This is a genomic window from Streptomyces sp. NPDC051183, from assembly GCF_040682455.1.
Classification (GTDB): domain Bacteria; phylum Actinomycetota; class Actinomycetes; order Streptomycetales; family Streptomycetaceae; genus Streptomyces.
In genome coordinates this window covers 38,563-53,415 of sequence record NZ_JBFBBA010000025.1, presented here as the reverse complement: position 1 = coordinate 53,415, position 14,853 = coordinate 38,563, and the positions used below count along the sequence as shown (strand labels likewise).

At 72.7% G+C, this 14,853-nt stretch carries 13 protein-coding genes and 2 pseudogenes; 7 read left to right on the top strand and 8 right to left on the bottom strand.

Annotation, left to right across the window (positions count from 1 at the left end; genetic code table 11):
- Positions 1-6 precede the first annotated feature (6 nt).
- The gene (locus AB0M99_RS22385) at positions 7-969 is read right to left on the bottom strand and encodes an FAD binding domain-containing protein (protein ID WP_365923016.1); all 963 of its coding nucleotides are present in this window, start codon (positions 967-969) and stop codon (positions 7-9) included.
- Positions 966-3,539 (bottom strand): molybdopterin cofactor-binding domain-containing protein, encoded by a 2,574-nt coding sequence (locus AB0M99_RS22380; RefSeq protein ID WP_365923014.1) that lies wholly within the window; start codon positions 3,537-3,539, stop codon positions 966-968. Before AB0M99_RS22380 ends, AB0M99_RS22385 begins: the two co-directional genes overlap by 4 nt.
- Before the next feature lie 183 nt (positions 3,540-3,722).
- On the opposite strand from AB0M99_RS22380, the gene AB0M99_RS22375 reads away from it, so the two are divergent.
- Positions 3,723-4,793 (top strand): NAD-dependent epimerase/dehydratase family protein, encoded by a 1,071-nt coding sequence (locus AB0M99_RS22375; protein WP_365923012.1) that lies wholly within the window; start codon positions 3,723-3,725, stop codon positions 4,791-4,793.
- Between the two features lie 24 nt (positions 4,794-4,817).
- Here the strand turns inward: AB0M99_RS22375 and AB0M99_RS22370 are convergent, their stop codons facing one another.
- The 3 genes from AB0M99_RS22370 to AB0M99_RS22360 form a co-directional block, all read right to left on the bottom strand.
- The gene (locus AB0M99_RS22370; protein WP_365923010.1) at positions 4,818-5,159 is read right to left on the bottom strand and encodes a DUF6422 family protein; all 342 of its coding nucleotides are present in this window, start codon (positions 5,157-5,159) and stop codon (positions 4,818-4,820) included.
- A gap of 115 nt (positions 5,160-5,274) precedes the next feature.
- Positions 5,275-6,495 (bottom strand): aromatic amino acid transaminase, encoded by a 1,221-nt coding sequence (locus AB0M99_RS22365; RefSeq protein WP_365923008.1) that lies wholly within the window; start codon positions 6,493-6,495, stop codon positions 5,275-5,277.
- On the bottom strand, positions 6,488-7,465 hold the full coding sequence (locus tag AB0M99_RS22360; protein ID WP_365923006.1) for a DMT family transporter: 978 nt from the start codon (positions 7,463-7,465) through the stop codon (positions 6,488-6,490). The genes AB0M99_RS22365 and AB0M99_RS22360 overlap by 8 nt, the downstream gene beginning before the upstream one ends.
- 157 nt (positions 7,466-7,622) lie before the next feature.
- Here AB0M99_RS22360 and AB0M99_RS22355 point away from each other — a divergent pair, with 157 nt between their 5' ends.
- The 3 genes from AB0M99_RS22355 to AB0M99_RS22345 are packed head-to-tail and all read left to right on the top strand — an operon-like array spanning position 7,623 to position 8,892.
- Positions 7,623-8,126 (top strand): Lrp/AsnC family transcriptional regulator, encoded by a 504-nt coding sequence (locus AB0M99_RS22355; protein ID WP_365923004.1) that lies wholly within the window; start codon positions 7,623-7,625, stop codon positions 8,124-8,126.
- Between the two features lie 32 nt (positions 8,127-8,158).
- A complete protein-coding gene (locus AB0M99_RS22350) occupies positions 8,159-8,497 on the top strand; it encodes a metalloregulator ArsR/SmtB family transcription factor (RefSeq protein WP_365923002.1) in 339 nt (112 codons plus the stop codon).
- Complete coding sequence (locus tag AB0M99_RS22345; RefSeq protein ID WP_365923000.1) at positions 8,494-8,892, top strand: VOC family protein; 399 nt, start codon at positions 8,494-8,496, stop codon at positions 8,890-8,892. The genes AB0M99_RS22350 and AB0M99_RS22345 overlap by 4 nt, the downstream gene beginning before the upstream one ends.
- Before the next feature lie 565 nt (positions 8,893-9,457).
- Here the strand turns inward: AB0M99_RS22345 and tnpA are convergent.
- A pseudogene (gene tnpA / locus AB0M99_RS22340) lies at positions 9,458-9,872 on the bottom strand (IS200/IS605 family transposase).
- Between the two features lie 26 nt (positions 9,873-9,898).
- Here tnpA and AB0M99_RS22335 point away from each other — a divergent pair.
- The 3 genes and pseudogenes from AB0M99_RS22335 to AB0M99_RS22325 all read left to right on the top strand — a co-directional run bounded on the left by AB0M99_RS22335 (position 9,899) and on the right by AB0M99_RS22325 (position 13,261).
- Positions 9,899-11,116, top strand: coding sequence for an RNA-guided endonuclease TnpB family protein (locus tag AB0M99_RS22335; RefSeq protein ID WP_365922998.1), 1,218 nt, complete (start codon positions 9,899-9,901; stop codon positions 11,114-11,116).
- A 28-nt stretch (positions 11,117-11,144) separates the two neighbouring features.
- Positions 11,145-12,356 (top strand): annotated as a pseudogene (locus tag AB0M99_RS22330) (alpha/beta hydrolase); the annotation flags it as partial.
- A 173-nt stretch (positions 12,357-12,529) separates the two neighbouring features.
- Positions 12,530-13,261, top strand: a complete 732-nt coding sequence (locus AB0M99_RS22325) for a DUF4232 domain-containing protein (protein WP_365922996.1) — start codon at positions 12,530-12,532, stop codon at positions 13,259-13,261.
- Here the strand turns inward: AB0M99_RS22325 and AB0M99_RS22320 are convergent.
- Together AB0M99_RS22320 and AB0M99_RS22315 are read right to left on the bottom strand one after the other, a co-directional pair.
- Entirely contained in the window at positions 13,241-13,804 is a 564-nt protein-coding gene (locus AB0M99_RS22320; protein WP_365922994.1) for a hypothetical protein, read from the bottom strand. The genes AB0M99_RS22325 and AB0M99_RS22320 overlap by 21 nt on opposite strands.
- Before the next feature lie 223 nt (positions 13,805-14,027).
- Positions 14,028-14,831 carry an NAD(P)H-binding protein gene (locus tag AB0M99_RS22315; protein ID WP_365922992.1) on the bottom strand — a complete coding sequence of 268 codons (804 nt, stop codon included), beginning with the start codon at positions 14,829-14,831 and terminating at the stop codon, positions 14,028-14,030.
- Positions 14,832-14,853: the final 22 nt, after the last annotated feature.

Sequence of the window (14,853 nt, the reverse complement as noted above, 5' to 3'; positions counted from 1 at the left end):
GTTCGGCTAGTCCGCAGCGGGCGGGGTCGTGGCCAGTTCCAGGGCTTCCAGGACCGTGTCGCGGAACAGGGTGGCCTTGTAGGCGGTTTGCGGCAGGGGGCGGCAGCGGGTGAGTACCGTCGCGGCCGCGGCCGCGAGGGTCGCGGGGGTGGCCTCGCGGCCGATCAGGGCGGCCTCGACCTCGGGCAGCCGCAGCGGGACCCGGGCGACTCCGCCCGCCGCGACGGCGGCGTGCGTGATGGTGGCGCCGTCCAGCGCGAGGCGGGCGGTGGCCTCGACCAGGGGCCATTCGGCGTGGGCCCGGCTGATGGTCCGGTGGCAGGCGGCGCGTTCGCCGGGCAGCGGCGCCGGCAGCCGGACCGCGGTCAGGATGCGGTCCGGCGCCAGCAGGTGGTCGGCGCGGAAGAGCCGGTCGCCGTCCCCGTACAAGTCGGCTACGGTGCGCGGGGATTCGCCGTGGACCTCGGCCTCGGCGTCGTAGGTGAGCAGGGCCATCGCGAGGGTGGACGGGTGCGGGGCGACGCACGGGCCGTCGCCGCTGACCACGCCGAAATGGTGGTCGCCCTCGCGCGCGGGGCAGCCGGTGCCGCCCTTCTGGAAGCAGCTGACGTGCGGATTGCGGTAGTACCAGCAGCGGTTGCGCTGCAGCAGGTTGCCGCCCAGCGTGCCCGCGGCACGGATCTGCGGGGTCGCCGCGCTCCCGGCCGCCGCCGCCAGCGCCGGCCAGCCGGCGCGCACCCGCGGATCGGTGGCCAGCGTGGCGAGCGTGGTCAGGGCGCCGACGCGCAGCCCGCCGCCGGGCAGCGGTGTGCAGCCGCGCAGGCTGTCGGCGCCGTCGAGGTCGGTGAACGGGCCCGGGGAGAGGCCGCTGCGCTGCCGGGCGGTGGTGTCCGTACCGCCGGCGCGCAGTTCCCCGCCGCGGGCCTGGACGGCGGCCGAGAGGTCGGTGAGGGCGGGCTCGGTGTTCACGTACCCAGTCCTTCCAGGAGCCGGTCGGGGCGGATGGGCATGTCGTACGGGCGCCAGCCGGTCGCGTCGTGGACCGCGTTGGCCAGGCACGCCGCGGTGGGCAGTGTGGCGATCTCGCCGAGGCCGACACCGCCGCCGGGGACGTGTTCGAAGCCCTCCTGATGGAAGTGGACGGTGATCTCGGGGGTGTCGCCGATGCCGGGGATGCGGTAGTCCTCGAGGTTGTCGGTGAGCACCCGGCCGGTGGCCGGGTCGACGCGCCGCTCCTCGAACAGCGCGTAGCCGATGCCCTGGATGACGGCGCCCTCGCACTGGCTGCGGGCGAGCCGCTCCTCGTGGATGCGGCCGGCGGCGATGCCGCTCCACACCCGCAGCGGGCGGATCCGGCCGAGCCGTGTGTCCACCTCGACCTCGGCGACCTGCACCGATCCGGTGAAGCCGCGGCCGATGGCCACACCGCCCGTGGTGAAGTTCAAGGGGGTCACGTAGCCCCGGTGGTCGCGGGTTCGTCGGCCGGTCACCCGGATGCCGTGCGCCGTGTCCAGCCGGGCGGCGATGTCCTGGCCGCCGCCGAGCGCGTCGCGGAGCTTGGCGACGGCGTCCGCGGCGGCGGGCACGAGGGAGGGGGTGGTGCGGCTGCCTCCGGAGGTGGGGCCGTGGACGGCGTCGCTCCGGCCGACCTCGGCGCGGACCCTGCCCTCCGGTACGCCGAGCCCCTGGGCGACGGCCCGGCGCAGCACGGTGCGCGAGCCCGTACCCATGTCCTGCACGGCGCAGCGGGCGACGACGACGCCGTCCTCGACGGTGAGCTCGACCTCGGTGACGGGGTCGACGAAGTACAGCCAGTTGGCCGCCGCGACGCCGACGCCGCGGCGGAACCGCCCGGTGCCGCCGCGGGTGCCCGCCCAGAGGGGCAGGGCTGCGGCGTGGTCGTACAGGGCGTGCCGTTTGGGGTTGCCGTCCCAGCGGCGGCGCAGGGCGATCGGGTCCTGGCCGAGCCGGAGGGCCATCTCGTCGACGGCCTGCTCCAGGGCCCAGCACATCGTGGGTCCGCCCGGGCCGCGGAAGGGGGCGCCCGCCGGGCGGTGGGTGACGGTGTCGAAGTCGCGGAGCCGGCGCGGGGCCTTGCCGTACATGAACCGGGCCAGTGCCGCCACGGTGCCGCCGATCGAGACCCCGCCGTCGCTGTCCGCGTCCATGGCCAGCGCACTCAGGTCGCCGGCCCCGTCCGCGACCATGGCCAGCTGGATCCGGGTCCCGGGCCGGTATCCGCCGTCGGTGAGCTCCTCGTCCCGCTCCAGCACCACGCGCACCGGGGCGCCGTGCAGCCGGGCCAGCTCGACCGCGGCGACGACGTCGGGGGTCAGTCCCATCTTGCAGCCGAAGCCGCCGCCCACGTGGACGGCCCGCGCCACGACCTGGTCGACGGGTACGCCGAAGCGCTCGGCGGCGAGTTGGGCCGTCTGCTTCACGGACTGTGTGGACACCTCCAGGTGGAGGGCGCCGTCGATCCACTGGGCCAGGCAGGCGTGCGGTTCGAGCGGGGTGTGGGTCTGCGCGGCGGTGGTGAACACGCCTTCCACCACTCGTTCGGGGCTGCGTTCGCGGGCCTGGATGATGCGGCGTACGGCGGTGGCGGGGCGCTTGCTCATGGCGGACGGGCCGCGCCGGTTGCCGCGCCAGCGGGCGGGCACCAGTTGGGGGGTCTCGCCGGATCCCGGCGCCCGTTTGCGCGCCGCCTTGTCCTCGTAGACGAGCGGGCCCTCGCCGGCCCGGGACCGGCCCACGTCGAGTGCCGCCGGCAGCACCTCGTAGTCCACCTTCACGCGCGCCGCGGCGGCCCGCGCGGAAGCCCGGTCCGGCGCCGCGACGGCTGCCACGGGCTGGCCGACGTACCGCACCACTCCGTCGGGAGGCAGTAGCGGGACGAAGGGGAGGTCTCCGGCTTCCAGTGAGCGTACGTGGGCGTGCGCGTGCGGCGAGCGGATGATCACCCCCTCCAGCAGTCCCTCGGGGCGCAGGTCCGTGGTGTAGCGGGCCGATCCGTCGATCTTCTCGGGAGCCTCGGCGCGGGGTACCGACGGCTCCTGGGCGCCGGTCGGCGCCGTGTCGTAGTCGCCCGCGCAGGCGGCGGCCACCGCGTTGAAGATCGCCTCGTACGCCCCGCAGCGGCACAGGTGGCCGGCCAGGGCGTCGGCGATCTGCTCGCGTCCCGGCCTGGTGCGGCCGTGCGCGGCCCGCCACCGCTCGTGGAAGGCCGCCGCCTCGACCACGAATCCGGGGGTGCAGTAGCCGCACTGGAGGGCGTCCTCGCCCGCGAAGGCACGCGTCACCGGGTGGCCGGACAGGCCCTCGACCGTCGTCACCCGTCGGCCGGCGAGCACGACTGCCGGCGTCAGGCAGGACACCCTGGGCTCGCCGTCGACCTGGATCGTGCAGGCCCCGCACACCCCGCCCGCGCAGACCAGCTTGGTGCCGGTCAGGCCCAACTGGTCGCGCACCACCTCCACGGCGGCCGGGTCGTCCTCCACGTCCACCGCGCGCCGGGCGCCATTGACCTCGAACTCCACGAGACGTACTCCTCAGCCGTGGGGCGGCGACCGCTGGGCCTCGCGCTCGCCTTCACGGTCCTTGATATCCCGATCCCGGGGGCGGCGCAGTTCGGCAGGCGCGTCCGTACGGGCGATGACGGAAGCCTTACGTCCGGGCGTGGAGCGGGTGCGCGGGCGGGGCGGTTGCGTAGCGTCCGTGTCATGCGAGTACTCGTCACCGGAGGCGCGGGGTTCATCGGCGCCCACGTCGTCACGGCACTGGCCGGGGCCGGCCACGAGCCCGTGGTCCTGGACGTACTGCTGCCGGCCGCGCACCCCGGGCCGCCCGACCTGCCCGATGCCGAACTGCTGCGGGCGGACGTCCGCGACGCGCAGGCGGTGCGCTCGGCGCTGCGCGGGGTGGACGCGGTGTGCCATCAGGCGGCGATGGTCGGGCTGGGGAAGGACTTCGCCGACGCGCCGGCGTACGTCGGCTGCAACGACCTGGGGACGGCCGTGCTGCTGGCGCAGATGGCGGATGCGGGGGTGGGCCGGCTGGTGCTGGCGGGGTCCATGGTGGTCTACGGGGAGGGACGGTACGAGTGCGGCCGCGACGGGGTCCAACGGCCGGGGCCGCGTGCGGTCGGCGATCTGGAGGCGGGCCGGTTCGAGCCGTGCTGCCCGGTGTGCGGGGCCGAGCTGGCCCCCGGCCTGGTGGCCGAGGACGCCCCGGCGGATCCGCGCAATGTGTACGCGACGACGAAGCTGGCGCAGGAACACCTGGCGGCCGCCTGGGCCCGGTGCGTCGGCGGACGGGCGGTGTCGCTGCGCTACCACAACGTGTACGGGCCCGGCATGCCCCGCGACACCCCGTACGCGGGGGTGGCCTCCTTCTTCAGGTCTGCTCTGGCCAGGGGCGAGGCGCCGCGGGTGTTCGAGGACGGGGCCCAGCGCCGGGACTTCGTTCACGTACGGGACGTGGCCTCGGCCAATGCGGTGGCGCTGGAGGCGGTGGGAGGCCGCCCGGCGGGTTCCTTCGCCGCGTACAACACGGGCAGCGGCGAGCCGCACACGATCGGCGAGATGGCCTCGGCGCTCGCGGCCGCGCACGGTGGTCCCGAGCCGGTGGTCACGGGTGAGTTCCGGCTCGGCGACGTCCGGCACATCACCGCCGACTCGGGGCGGCTGCGGCGCGAGCTCGGGTGGCTGCCGCGGGTGGGCTTCGCCGAGGGGATGGCGGAGTTCGCGCGTTCGCGGCAGCGCGCCTCGTCCGGCGTCTCCCCGGAGGCATAGCCGGTACCACCCGGTTCTCGTCGCTCAGATCTGGCCGTGCTGGTCCTTCGGGTGTCCGCAGCGCACGCGCGGGGATCCCGTGCCGAGATCGGGGCCGGTGTGATCGATGAAGGTGTTCACACACACCTCGTGGCTGTTGCCCCGGTAGCGCGGGCAGAGGCAGAAGTGAGGGGTCGGCGGCGGATTCTGCTGCCCCATGCACCGGTCCCCCACGAACCAGTCACGCTCCTCGGGCAGCAGCTCCGTGCCGGCCCTCCGCAGGATCTCCGCGGCCTCGTGCTGCGCCCCGGCGACCAGCGCCGAGGCTTCCGCCAGCGCCTTCATCTGCCCGTCGGTCCGCTGGTCCGGCTTCGCGTCGTCGGACACCGTGCCCTCCTCCGAGTGGTCGAGGCCAACGTCGTACCAGAGAGCCGGCGCCGGATCGGGCGGGGCGCGCCCGAGCCGGCGCGCGCCCCGGTCCGTGTTGAGCCGGTCGGAGCAACTACCGCGCGAGGCCTTCGAGGGGGCGGGACGCGTGCGCCGTGTCCAGGACGGCGGCGACGGCCTGCGCGAGCTGCGGGATCCGGTGCGCGGGGATCCCCGCGATGTTGATCCGGCCGGAGGTGGTGCCGTAGACGGCGAACCGCAGGCGCAGGTCGAGCATGTCCTGCGCGGTGAGCGGCAGCATGGAGAACATGCCCTTCTGCCGTGCGAGTGCCCGGGCTCGGGGTTCGTGCCCCAGGGCGCCCAGGTGGCTCGTCAGGTCGGTCCGGTTGGCGACGATCCGGCCCCGCATGACCTCCAGTTCCGCCCGCCATGCGGCCCGTAGCCCGGTGTCCTCCAGGATCGTCGTCACGACGGCTGCGCCGTGCTCCGGCGGCATCGAGTAGAGCGTGCGGGCGGCGTTCTGCAGGGCGGTCTCCGCGTTCCTCAGCGCCCGGCCGGACGTGCCGAGGACGATGGCGCAGCCGGTGCGGTCGCTGTAGAGGCCGAAGTTCTTGGAGCAGCTGACGGCTATCAGCATCTCGGGCACGCGCGCGGCCAGGATGCGCGTGGCCAGCAGGTCTGCCTCCAGCCCGTCGCCGAGCCCGTGGTAGGCGAGGTCGACGAAGGGGACCCAGCCGTCGCGGGCGGCCAGCTCGGCCATCGCCTCCCACGCGTCCATCGTGGGGTCGGCTCCCGTCGGGTTGTGGCAGCACCCCTGGAGCAGGACGACGTCGTTGCGCCGGACCCCGCCCAGTTCCCGCAGCACTCCCTCGGCGTCGAAGTCGCCCTCGGCGTCGCGCCAGCCGTAGGTGCGCACCTTCAGCCCGGCGGCCTCCAGGATGGGCCGGTGGTTGACGTACGCCGGGTCGCTGATCCACACCGTGGTGCCGGGGCGCGTCCGGTGGATCAGGTCGGCCAGCAGCCGCAGCGCGCCGGAGCCCGCGACGGTCTGTACGGTCACGGCCCGGTCGGCCGGCGCCTCGGGCCCCAGGACCATGGTCTGCATCGCGCGGTTGAAGCCGGTGTTGCCGGAGAGTCCCCGGTACTCCTTGGACTCGGCGCGTTCCGCCAGGCGCGTCTCGGCCTCGCGTACGGCGGCCATGACGGGCGTGCGGCCCGTGTGGTCGCGGTAGACGCCGAGTACGAGGCCGAGGCGCTCGGGCCGCTCGTCGGCGGCGAACTCCGCGGTCAGGTCCCACAGCGGGTCGGTGGGCGGCGGCGGGAGGAGCTCAAGCATGTGCGGGAACCTTGGGTCGTGGGCGGCGGTTGGCGAGGACGACGCCGGCGGTGATGAGGGGAACGCCGATCAGCACGGCGAAGGTCGGGGTCTCCCCGAGCAGGGGGATGGCCAGCAGGACGACGGCCGCGGGGCTGAGGCTGCCGCCGACGGAGCTGCGCTCGGCGCCGAGCCTGCGGATGGCGACGGCGTAGAGCAGGCCGGCGCACAGCCCGACTCCGAGCCCCTGCACGACGAGGAACAGGGCGATGTCGCTGCCCGCCGCGTGCGCGAGGCCCGTCGGGAGCACTCCGGTCAGGACCAGGAGCCCGATGACCGCGAAGGAGGGCAGGCACAGCAGGCCGATCGATCCGACGGGGTCGAGGTCCACGTCCCGCAGCCCCACCGTGTACAGGGCCCACAGTCCGCTGGCCACCAGGAGCGTGCCGGCCCCCTCCAGGACGTCCGCGTCCACCGGGACGACGTAGCGCCAGACGAGGGCGGCGACGCCGACCGCGATCAGGGCGAGCCCGGCGGTCTGGGTGCCCCGGGGGGCGCCGTGCCCGCGGGCGGCCATGAGCGCGGAGACGAACAGCGGGACCATGCCGGGCACGATCGAGCCGACGAAGGCGGCCGAGGTCAGGGCGCCGCCGTGCATGGCCGCCAGGAAGAACGGCACTCCGGCACCACAGATGATCTTTATCGCGGGGCCCGGCCGGACGGCTGCGATGCGGTGGCGCCTGCGCCAGAGCGCGGGGAGCAGGACGACGAGCGGGACGCCGAACCGCAGCAGGGCGGCGTCGGCCGGCAGCAGGGTGGAGGTGCTGAGGGCCCGGGCGCTGAGCGCGAAGGCGGCCCAGATCGACACGGTCACGACCAGTGCCAGTACGCCTTCGGTCTGCGGGGAGAGGCGGAGCCGGCCGGGGTTTCCGGCCGGCGGGGCCGCCGTATCGGGAGGCGCGGTCGCCCCGGTGGTGTTCGTCGCGACCACGGATATTGCTCCAGCCGTATGGGTCCGGACCGGTCTGGTCCGTTCCCTGGCAACGCTAGGGCTTCGGCCGGGGCAGCCGATTGCCAGTTCTGCCTCTCGGACATACGTTTGGGGCAGAATCTGCCAAGGATCCCGCGGGATCCACCGAGGAGTGGCCGTGGACGCAGTCGATCTGCAGATCATCAGGGAATTGCAGGCCGACGGCCGCCTGAGCAACCAGGACCTGGCCGACCGCGTCCGGCTCTCCCCGTCGCCCTGCCTGCGCCGGGTCCGGCGCCTGGAGGAGGCGGGCCTCATCCGCGGCTACACGGCCATGGTCGACCAGGTCGCCTTCGGGCTCCCGGTCACGGTCTTCGTCCGCATCCGCCTGGAGCGCCACACGCCGGAGGCGGTCGCGCTCTTCGAGCAGCACGTCGCGGTCATCGAGCACATCCAGGACTGCTACCTGATGGCCGGGAGCAGCGACTACCTGCTGCGCGTGGTGATCGAGGACCTGGCGGCGTACGAGGCCCTGGTCCGCCACCGGATCCACGCCATCCCCGGCATCGCCTCGATCGAATCGAGTTTCGCGTACGGCAGCGTCAAGCAGTCCCGTACGTACCCGCGCCCCGCCCGGGGCGGGACGGGACGCCCGGGGGGTCCGGCCAACCCTGCGACTTGATAGGCAAGCGGCCACTTGCCTATCCTGTGGTCGTGGCCGACGACCTCTTCAAAGCCCTTGCCGACCCCACTCGGCGCACCATCCTCGACGAGCTCGCGGAGAAGTCCGGACTGACGCTGTTCGAGATCTGCGCGCGACTGAGCATGAAGCACCGGCTCGGCATCTCGCGCCAGGGGATCTCCCAGCACCTGGCCGTGCTGGAGGCCGCCGGACTCGTCGAGACCAGGCGGGAGGGCCGCTGCAAGTTCCACGACCTGAACACGGAACCGCTGCGGCAGATAGCCGAGCGGTGGCCCGTCCCCGACCGGTCCGCCCCATCCGACCCGTCCGCCCCAGCCGATCCGCTCGTACCGGAAGAGAGCGCTCCATGAAGATCCACCTGACCAGCGTCTTCGTCGACGACCAGGCCAAGGCCCTGCACTTCTACACCGAGGTCCTCGGCTTCGTGAAGAAGCACGACGTCCCGGTGAGTGAGACGGACCGGTGGCTGACCGTCGTCTCGCCCGAGGAGCCCCGCGGCACCGAGCTCCTCCTGGAGCCCTGCGGCCACCCGGCCGCCAAGACCTACCGCGACACGCTCGTCGAGGACGGCATCCCGCTCGCCCAGTTCGCCGTCGACGACGTGGAAGCGGAGTACGAGCGCCTGAGCGGCCTCGGCGTGCGCTTCACCCAGGATCCGCTCGCCATGGGCCCCGTCACCACCGCCGTCTTCGACGACACCTGCGGCAACCTGATCCAGATCGCCACGAAGCCGAAGCCGCAGTAGGCGGCCGGACCGGCTCGGACCCGCCTGCCGTCTCCCCCATCCGGGCGCCCTCCGCACCCGTCCGGCATGGCGCCCGATCCCTGCGGCGGCCCACGGTGGATGCCGGCGCCGATGCCTCCGACCCCGCAGGAGAGGCCCGTGAGCCACCCCAGCCCCCGAGGAACCCGTAGCCCCGGATCCGCCGGAGCCGGCGGTGACACCACCGGTCAGGCCGGAGTCATCGGCATCGGACTCGCCGCCGTGCTGACGTTCTCGCTCGCGCAGGGTTCCTGGCAGTGGTTCGCGACGTACATCGGGGCGACTCTGCTCGCGGTGATCTTCGCCTTTCGGGGGCGCCCGGAGTGGACGCCCGGGCGCGGGGACCTGGGCCCGCGACCGGAGCCGGACGAGGAAGGGCCCGGACGGCCGATGAGCGGGTGGCCCTCGGGTACGCCGACGCCGTCGCCACCGCGCCTGCGCCGCTCGGGCTCCGGGTCGCGCCGGACCGGCACGGGGCTGCCGGGTCGCAGTGCATCGGGCTTTAGCCAGGTGGTGAAGCGGTTCTCAGAAGTGCTCTGACCGCACGTCAGAGCGGACGATTCTGCTGCTCGATGTACTGACGGACGATCGACAGCTTCGCCCCGCCGACCGGCCCGGCGAAGCGTGAGCCGGACCAGTCGTTGAGCCCGCCAGTAGTGCCGGATACGCTCCGGAGACTCCTGGCGGAGCCTGCGGGAACTGACGCCCTTGAGCCAGTTGACCACCTTCGACAGGGCCACCTTCGGCGGGAAGTTCACCACAAGGTGGACGTGGCCGTTCTTACCATTGAACTCGATCAGCTCGCACTCGAAGTCCTCGCAGACGGTGCGCACGATCTCCTCCATCCGCTTGAGATGCGCGTCGTTGAAGACCGGGTGCCGGTGCTGCGTTGTGAAAACCAAGTGGGCATCAAGCGCGAAAATGCAGCGCTTGCCTGTACGGATGTTCTGCATTTCATCCATAAACCAACTGCAGTACGGTGAGCCACATGCAGCTTCGGTATTCCTTCCGTCTCTACCCGAACGGGCCCCAGCGCAGCGCGCTGGCCCGTGCGTTCGGGTGTGCGCGGGTGGTCTACAACGACGCGCTGCGCGCTCGTGAGACCGCCCGTGCGGGCGGTGAGGCATTCCCGAAAACGGGAGACCTGTCCAAGCTGCTGATCACCGAAGCGAAGAGGACCGAGGAGCGGGCCTGGCTCTGCGAGGTGTCCGCTGTAGTTCTCCAGCAGTCCCTCCGGGACCTGGACACCGCGTACCGGAACTTCTTCGACGGCCTCAAGGGCAAGCGCCCGCGTATGGGCGCGCCCCGGTTCAAGTCCCGGAAGGACAACCGCCAGGCCGTTCGGTTCACCGCCAACGCCCGCTGGAAGATCACGCGCGGCGGAGGCCTGTCGCTTCCGAGGATCGGCGATGTGCGGGTGAAGTGGTCCCGTTTGCTTCCTTCGATCCCGTCCACGGTGACCGTGATCAAGGACGCGTCCGGCAGGTACTTCGCGTCGTTCGTCGTCGAGACCGACCCCGTTGCACTGCCAGAAACGGACGCGGTGGTCGGCATCGACCTGGGCCTGACTCACTTCGCGATCCTCTCGGACGGCACTAAGATCGAAAGCCCCCGCTTCCTGCGCCGGGCCGAGAAGAAGCTGAAGAAGGCACAGCAGAACCTGAGCCGGAAGGCGAAGGGATCTGCGAACCGGGCGAAGGCCCGGATCAAGGTTGCCCGCGCCCACGCACGGACCGCCGATGCGCGGCGCGAGTTCCACCACCAGCTCTCCACCAAGCTGATCCGTGATAACCAAGCGGTGGCAGTGGAGGACCTGGCGGTCAAGGGGCTCGCCCGCACCAGGCTGGCCAAGTCCGTCCACGACGCCGGATGGTCGGCATTCGTCGCGATGCTGGAGTACAAGGCTGCCCTGTACGGGCGTACCTTCCACCGCATCGGACGGTTCCAACCGACCTCGCAGGTCTGCTGCGTGTGCGGCGCCAAGGACGGCCCCAAGCCCCTGAACATCCGGGAATGGACGTGCGGAGAGTGCGGGGCCGTCCTGGACAGGGACATCAACGCGGCGGTCAACGTCGCCAAGGCCGCCGGACTGGCGGTGCCAGCCTGTGGAGCGCAGGTAAGACCGGGACTCGTCCCGGCACAGCGCGAAGAATCAGGAACCCACCGAGACGGTCAGACGACCGTGGCAGGAATCCCCTCCCGCTAGGGAGAGGAGCGGAAGTCAACGGGACCTCGCGGAGTCCTACGACCTGGTGGGCTTCGACCCCCGGGGAATCGGCCAGAGCGCACCGATCAGCTGCGGTGGCGCGCTCCCGCTGAAAGACTCCGACCCCGCCGACGGAGCCGGCCTGCTGCGCGCCACGGAGGCGGCGCGGCGCGCCTGCCAGGAGCATTCGGGGCCCGTCCTGCCGTACGTCGGCACGGTCAACGTCGCCCGGGACCTCGACGTGCTGCGCCAGGCCCTCGGGGACCGGAAGCTGAACTACCTCGGCTGGTCCTACGGCACGCGGATCGGTGTCACGTACGCCGCGCAGTTCCCGCAGCGCACCGGGCGGATGGTGCTCGACGGGGTGGACACCCTCTCCGACTCCCTGGCCGAACAGGCGCTGGACACCGCGCGGGGACGCCAGCGCGCGTACGACGCCTTCCTCGCCTGGTGCGCCGGCCTGAAGGGCTGCGTGTTCGCGGGGACGAACCGGGCGGAGGCGAACGAGCGGACCGAGGCGCTCGTCGCGGAGCTCGACGAGAAGCCGCTCGATGCGAAGGGCGGTACGAAGGGCGACGCGAAGGGCGGTGGGAAGTTCGACGGGCGGGACCTGGCGCTCGCGCTCGTGAACAACCTGTACGCACCGGCGCAATGGCCCGACTTGGCCCGTGGGCTCGGGGCTCTGGTACGCGACCGGGACCCCTCGGGGCTGCTCGAATCCGCCGAGCCCGAGGCCGACAACGAGGCCGCGGCCTGGGCGGCCGTGAGCTGCGCCGACTACCCCGACCGGGGCGTCGGCGGCGATCCGAAGGCGTTCCAGCGGCAACTCGACGCCCTGCGGCCCGAGTTCCTCGGTGTCTCCAGGATCTTCGGACCGGCTCAGCTCACCGAGATCGCCTACTGCCACAGCTGGCCCGCGCCCGTCGACCCCACGGCCGACATCCGCCACGTCGACGGCCCGCCGATCCTGCTGGTCGGCGTCCGGGGCGACCCGGCCACCCCGTACGCGTGGACGGAGCAGACCGCGCGCGTGCTCGGCAATGCCGTCGTCCTCGACTACAAGGGCGAGGGGCACACCGGATTCACCCGCTCCGACTGCGTGAACCAGTACGTCGAGCGCTACCTCCTGGAGGGCAGGCTGCCGCACTCTACGGCGGCGTGCCCCGCCGAGGAGGTCGACGCCGAGGGCCATGAGGCCGTCAGGCCCTCGGAGCATCACCGGGAGGCGGCCGGCCGGTGAGCCCGGCGGCACCGGCGCGGCCCCGGGACCAGCGCCCGAACCCGCCCTGACGACGGAACCGTGACCGCCGCATGAGCGAGCTGTAACGGTCTTCGCGGGTACGTGAATCAGGGGCCGGAGCGGGCATCCTGACGAGACCGATCCCAGTTCGTCAGCAGCCACGGGGGCTCACGATGCGCGCTTTCCGCAAGACCACCCACGCCCGGACGCTCGGCGCCCTCGGCCTCGCCGCGGCCACGCTCCTGGCCACCGCGGCCTGCGGGCCGAGCGACGACAAGCCCGGCCCGACCCCGCCGCCGAAGTCCTCCGCCTCCCCGTCCGCATCCCCTTCCTCGTCTCCGTCTCCCTCCGCGTCCGCGCCGGCCACGCCCCGTACCTCCGCGCCGTCCTCCCCCAGGCCCTCCGCCTCCTCCTCCCGGCCGGCCCGTCCGGGCGAGGCCGAGGGCGAGGCCACGGGCATCGACGGCAACTGCGCCGACGAGAACACCCGTGTCACGGTGGAGTGGGCCGTGCCGCCCGCCAAGGACGACTCGAAGCTCCTGCTGAGCGTCAAGAACGTCGGCGACAAGCCCTGCACGCTGAAGAGCCACCCGGTGCTCCGGCTCAATGACGGCAACGGCCGGCTCGTGGGGGTGTTCGCGAACTCCAAGCCCCAGCAGTGGGTGACCCTCGCCCCGGGCAAGGAGGCGTACGCGGGTCTGCTCCTGCGCCAGAGCAACAAGGAGGTCAGCACCTTCGTCAAGAACATGGCGTTCGCGCCGCACGGCCAGCGCCCCGACAACAACACGGGCGAGGGCCTGCTCCTGCAGATGCCTCAGGGCGGTGTGTACGTGGACGACAAGGCCCGCGTGACGTACTGGAACAGCAGCTCGGAGGCTGCCGTGTCACCGCTGTTCGCCCACTGAGCCCGCGCTCACGTCCTCACAGCCGCCGGTCACGGGGTCCTCGGGCCCCGTGGCCAATACCTGCTTCCACTGCTCCCGCTCGCCGGCGAGGCCACGCTGCGCAGGCTCGGCGTACCACGCCCAGGCCTCGGTGCCCGCGGTGCCCGTCGTCGATCCGGACTGCACCGCGATGACGTACTGGCTGCCGGGCTCCAGGACGGCGTAGCGGTCCGGGTCCTCCGTGGCGTACCGGCCGGGGGCGCCACCGTTCTTCACCCCCTGCGTGACGTCCAGGGCGGCTCCGAACTCGCCCTTCAGGGTGTCGAGGGTCTTCACCCGGGTCGTCAGGTAGGCGCTGCCGCCCTCCTCCCGGTAGCGGGCGTTCTCGACGGCCTCTACGACGGCCACGCCCTGGGACTTCGCCGCGACGACCTCGTCCCGGCTCAGGTCCGGGCCGCACACGGCGTGCGCCCCGGGCCCCTGGGCGGCCACGGTGAACCAGGCCGCACCTGCGGCGGGGGCGCCGGCGGCGAGGCACCCGCCGATCCGTGCCTTCACGCTCACGTTCAGCCCCACAGCTTCCGGTAGTTGCCCCTGTCGACGTCGGTCGGCACGTCGGGGTACTGGACCACCTCGGGCCACATCACCGATCGCACGGCGCTCTTGCCGCTGCCGGACGGGGCCGGGGCGACGAGCAGCGCGCGACGATCGTTTCAGCACGGCGGACCGGCGGGTGTGCGCGGCGTCCTCGACCGGGCCGGAGTGGCCCACCGGTTCCCTTGACCGTTCAGTGGGCGACGTTTTCGGCCAGGTATTCCTCCCAGGTCCGCTTGCCCGCCGCCCGGTCGGGCGCGGTCAGGGCGCCGGACCGGAAGCCCGCACCGATCTTCCCGGGGATGAAGACCGGGAGGACGGGGCGGCGCTTGCCCGCTGCTCGCAGCCAGTCCTTCGCCAGGCGGTCGGCCGTGTACACCGTGGGCCCGGCGAGGTCCGGCACCCTGCCCCAGCCTCCGGCCGGCGGCGCCCCTTCGCCCGGCTCTCCCAGGGCCAACTCGATCAGCCGGTCCGCCACATCGCCCTGGTTCACGGGCTGACAGACGGTGCCGGTCGGCACGATGACCACCGGCAGCTTCGACAGGACCCCGAAGGCCATGTTCAGCAGCTCGGGAAACTGGGTGGCCCGCAGATTGGTCCAGCCGATGCCCGAGGCCTCCAGGAGCCGCTCCCCCTCCAGCTTGATCCGGTAGTAGGGGTACGGGATGCGGTCGATGCCGACGATCGAGACGTTGACGATGTGCTCGACCCCGGCGCGTCCCGCGGCCTCCAGCAGGTGCTCGAAGGCCGGGACGTCGTTCTTGAAGTGCCGGATGTCGGTCGCGCAGTGGATGACCGTGCCGACGCCGGTGAACGCCTCGTCCAGACCGGTACCGGCTGCCAGGTCACCGGTGAACCAGGCCACTCCCGGGTCGTCCGGCAGCGTGGTCCTGCGGGTGAGGGCCCGCACCGGCAGCCCGGTGCGGCGCGCCCGGTCCAGGACCTGGCGGCCGAGCACCCCTGTCGCACCGGTCACCATGATCGCGTCGTTCTTCATCAGTCACAGCCCTTCTCGTGTT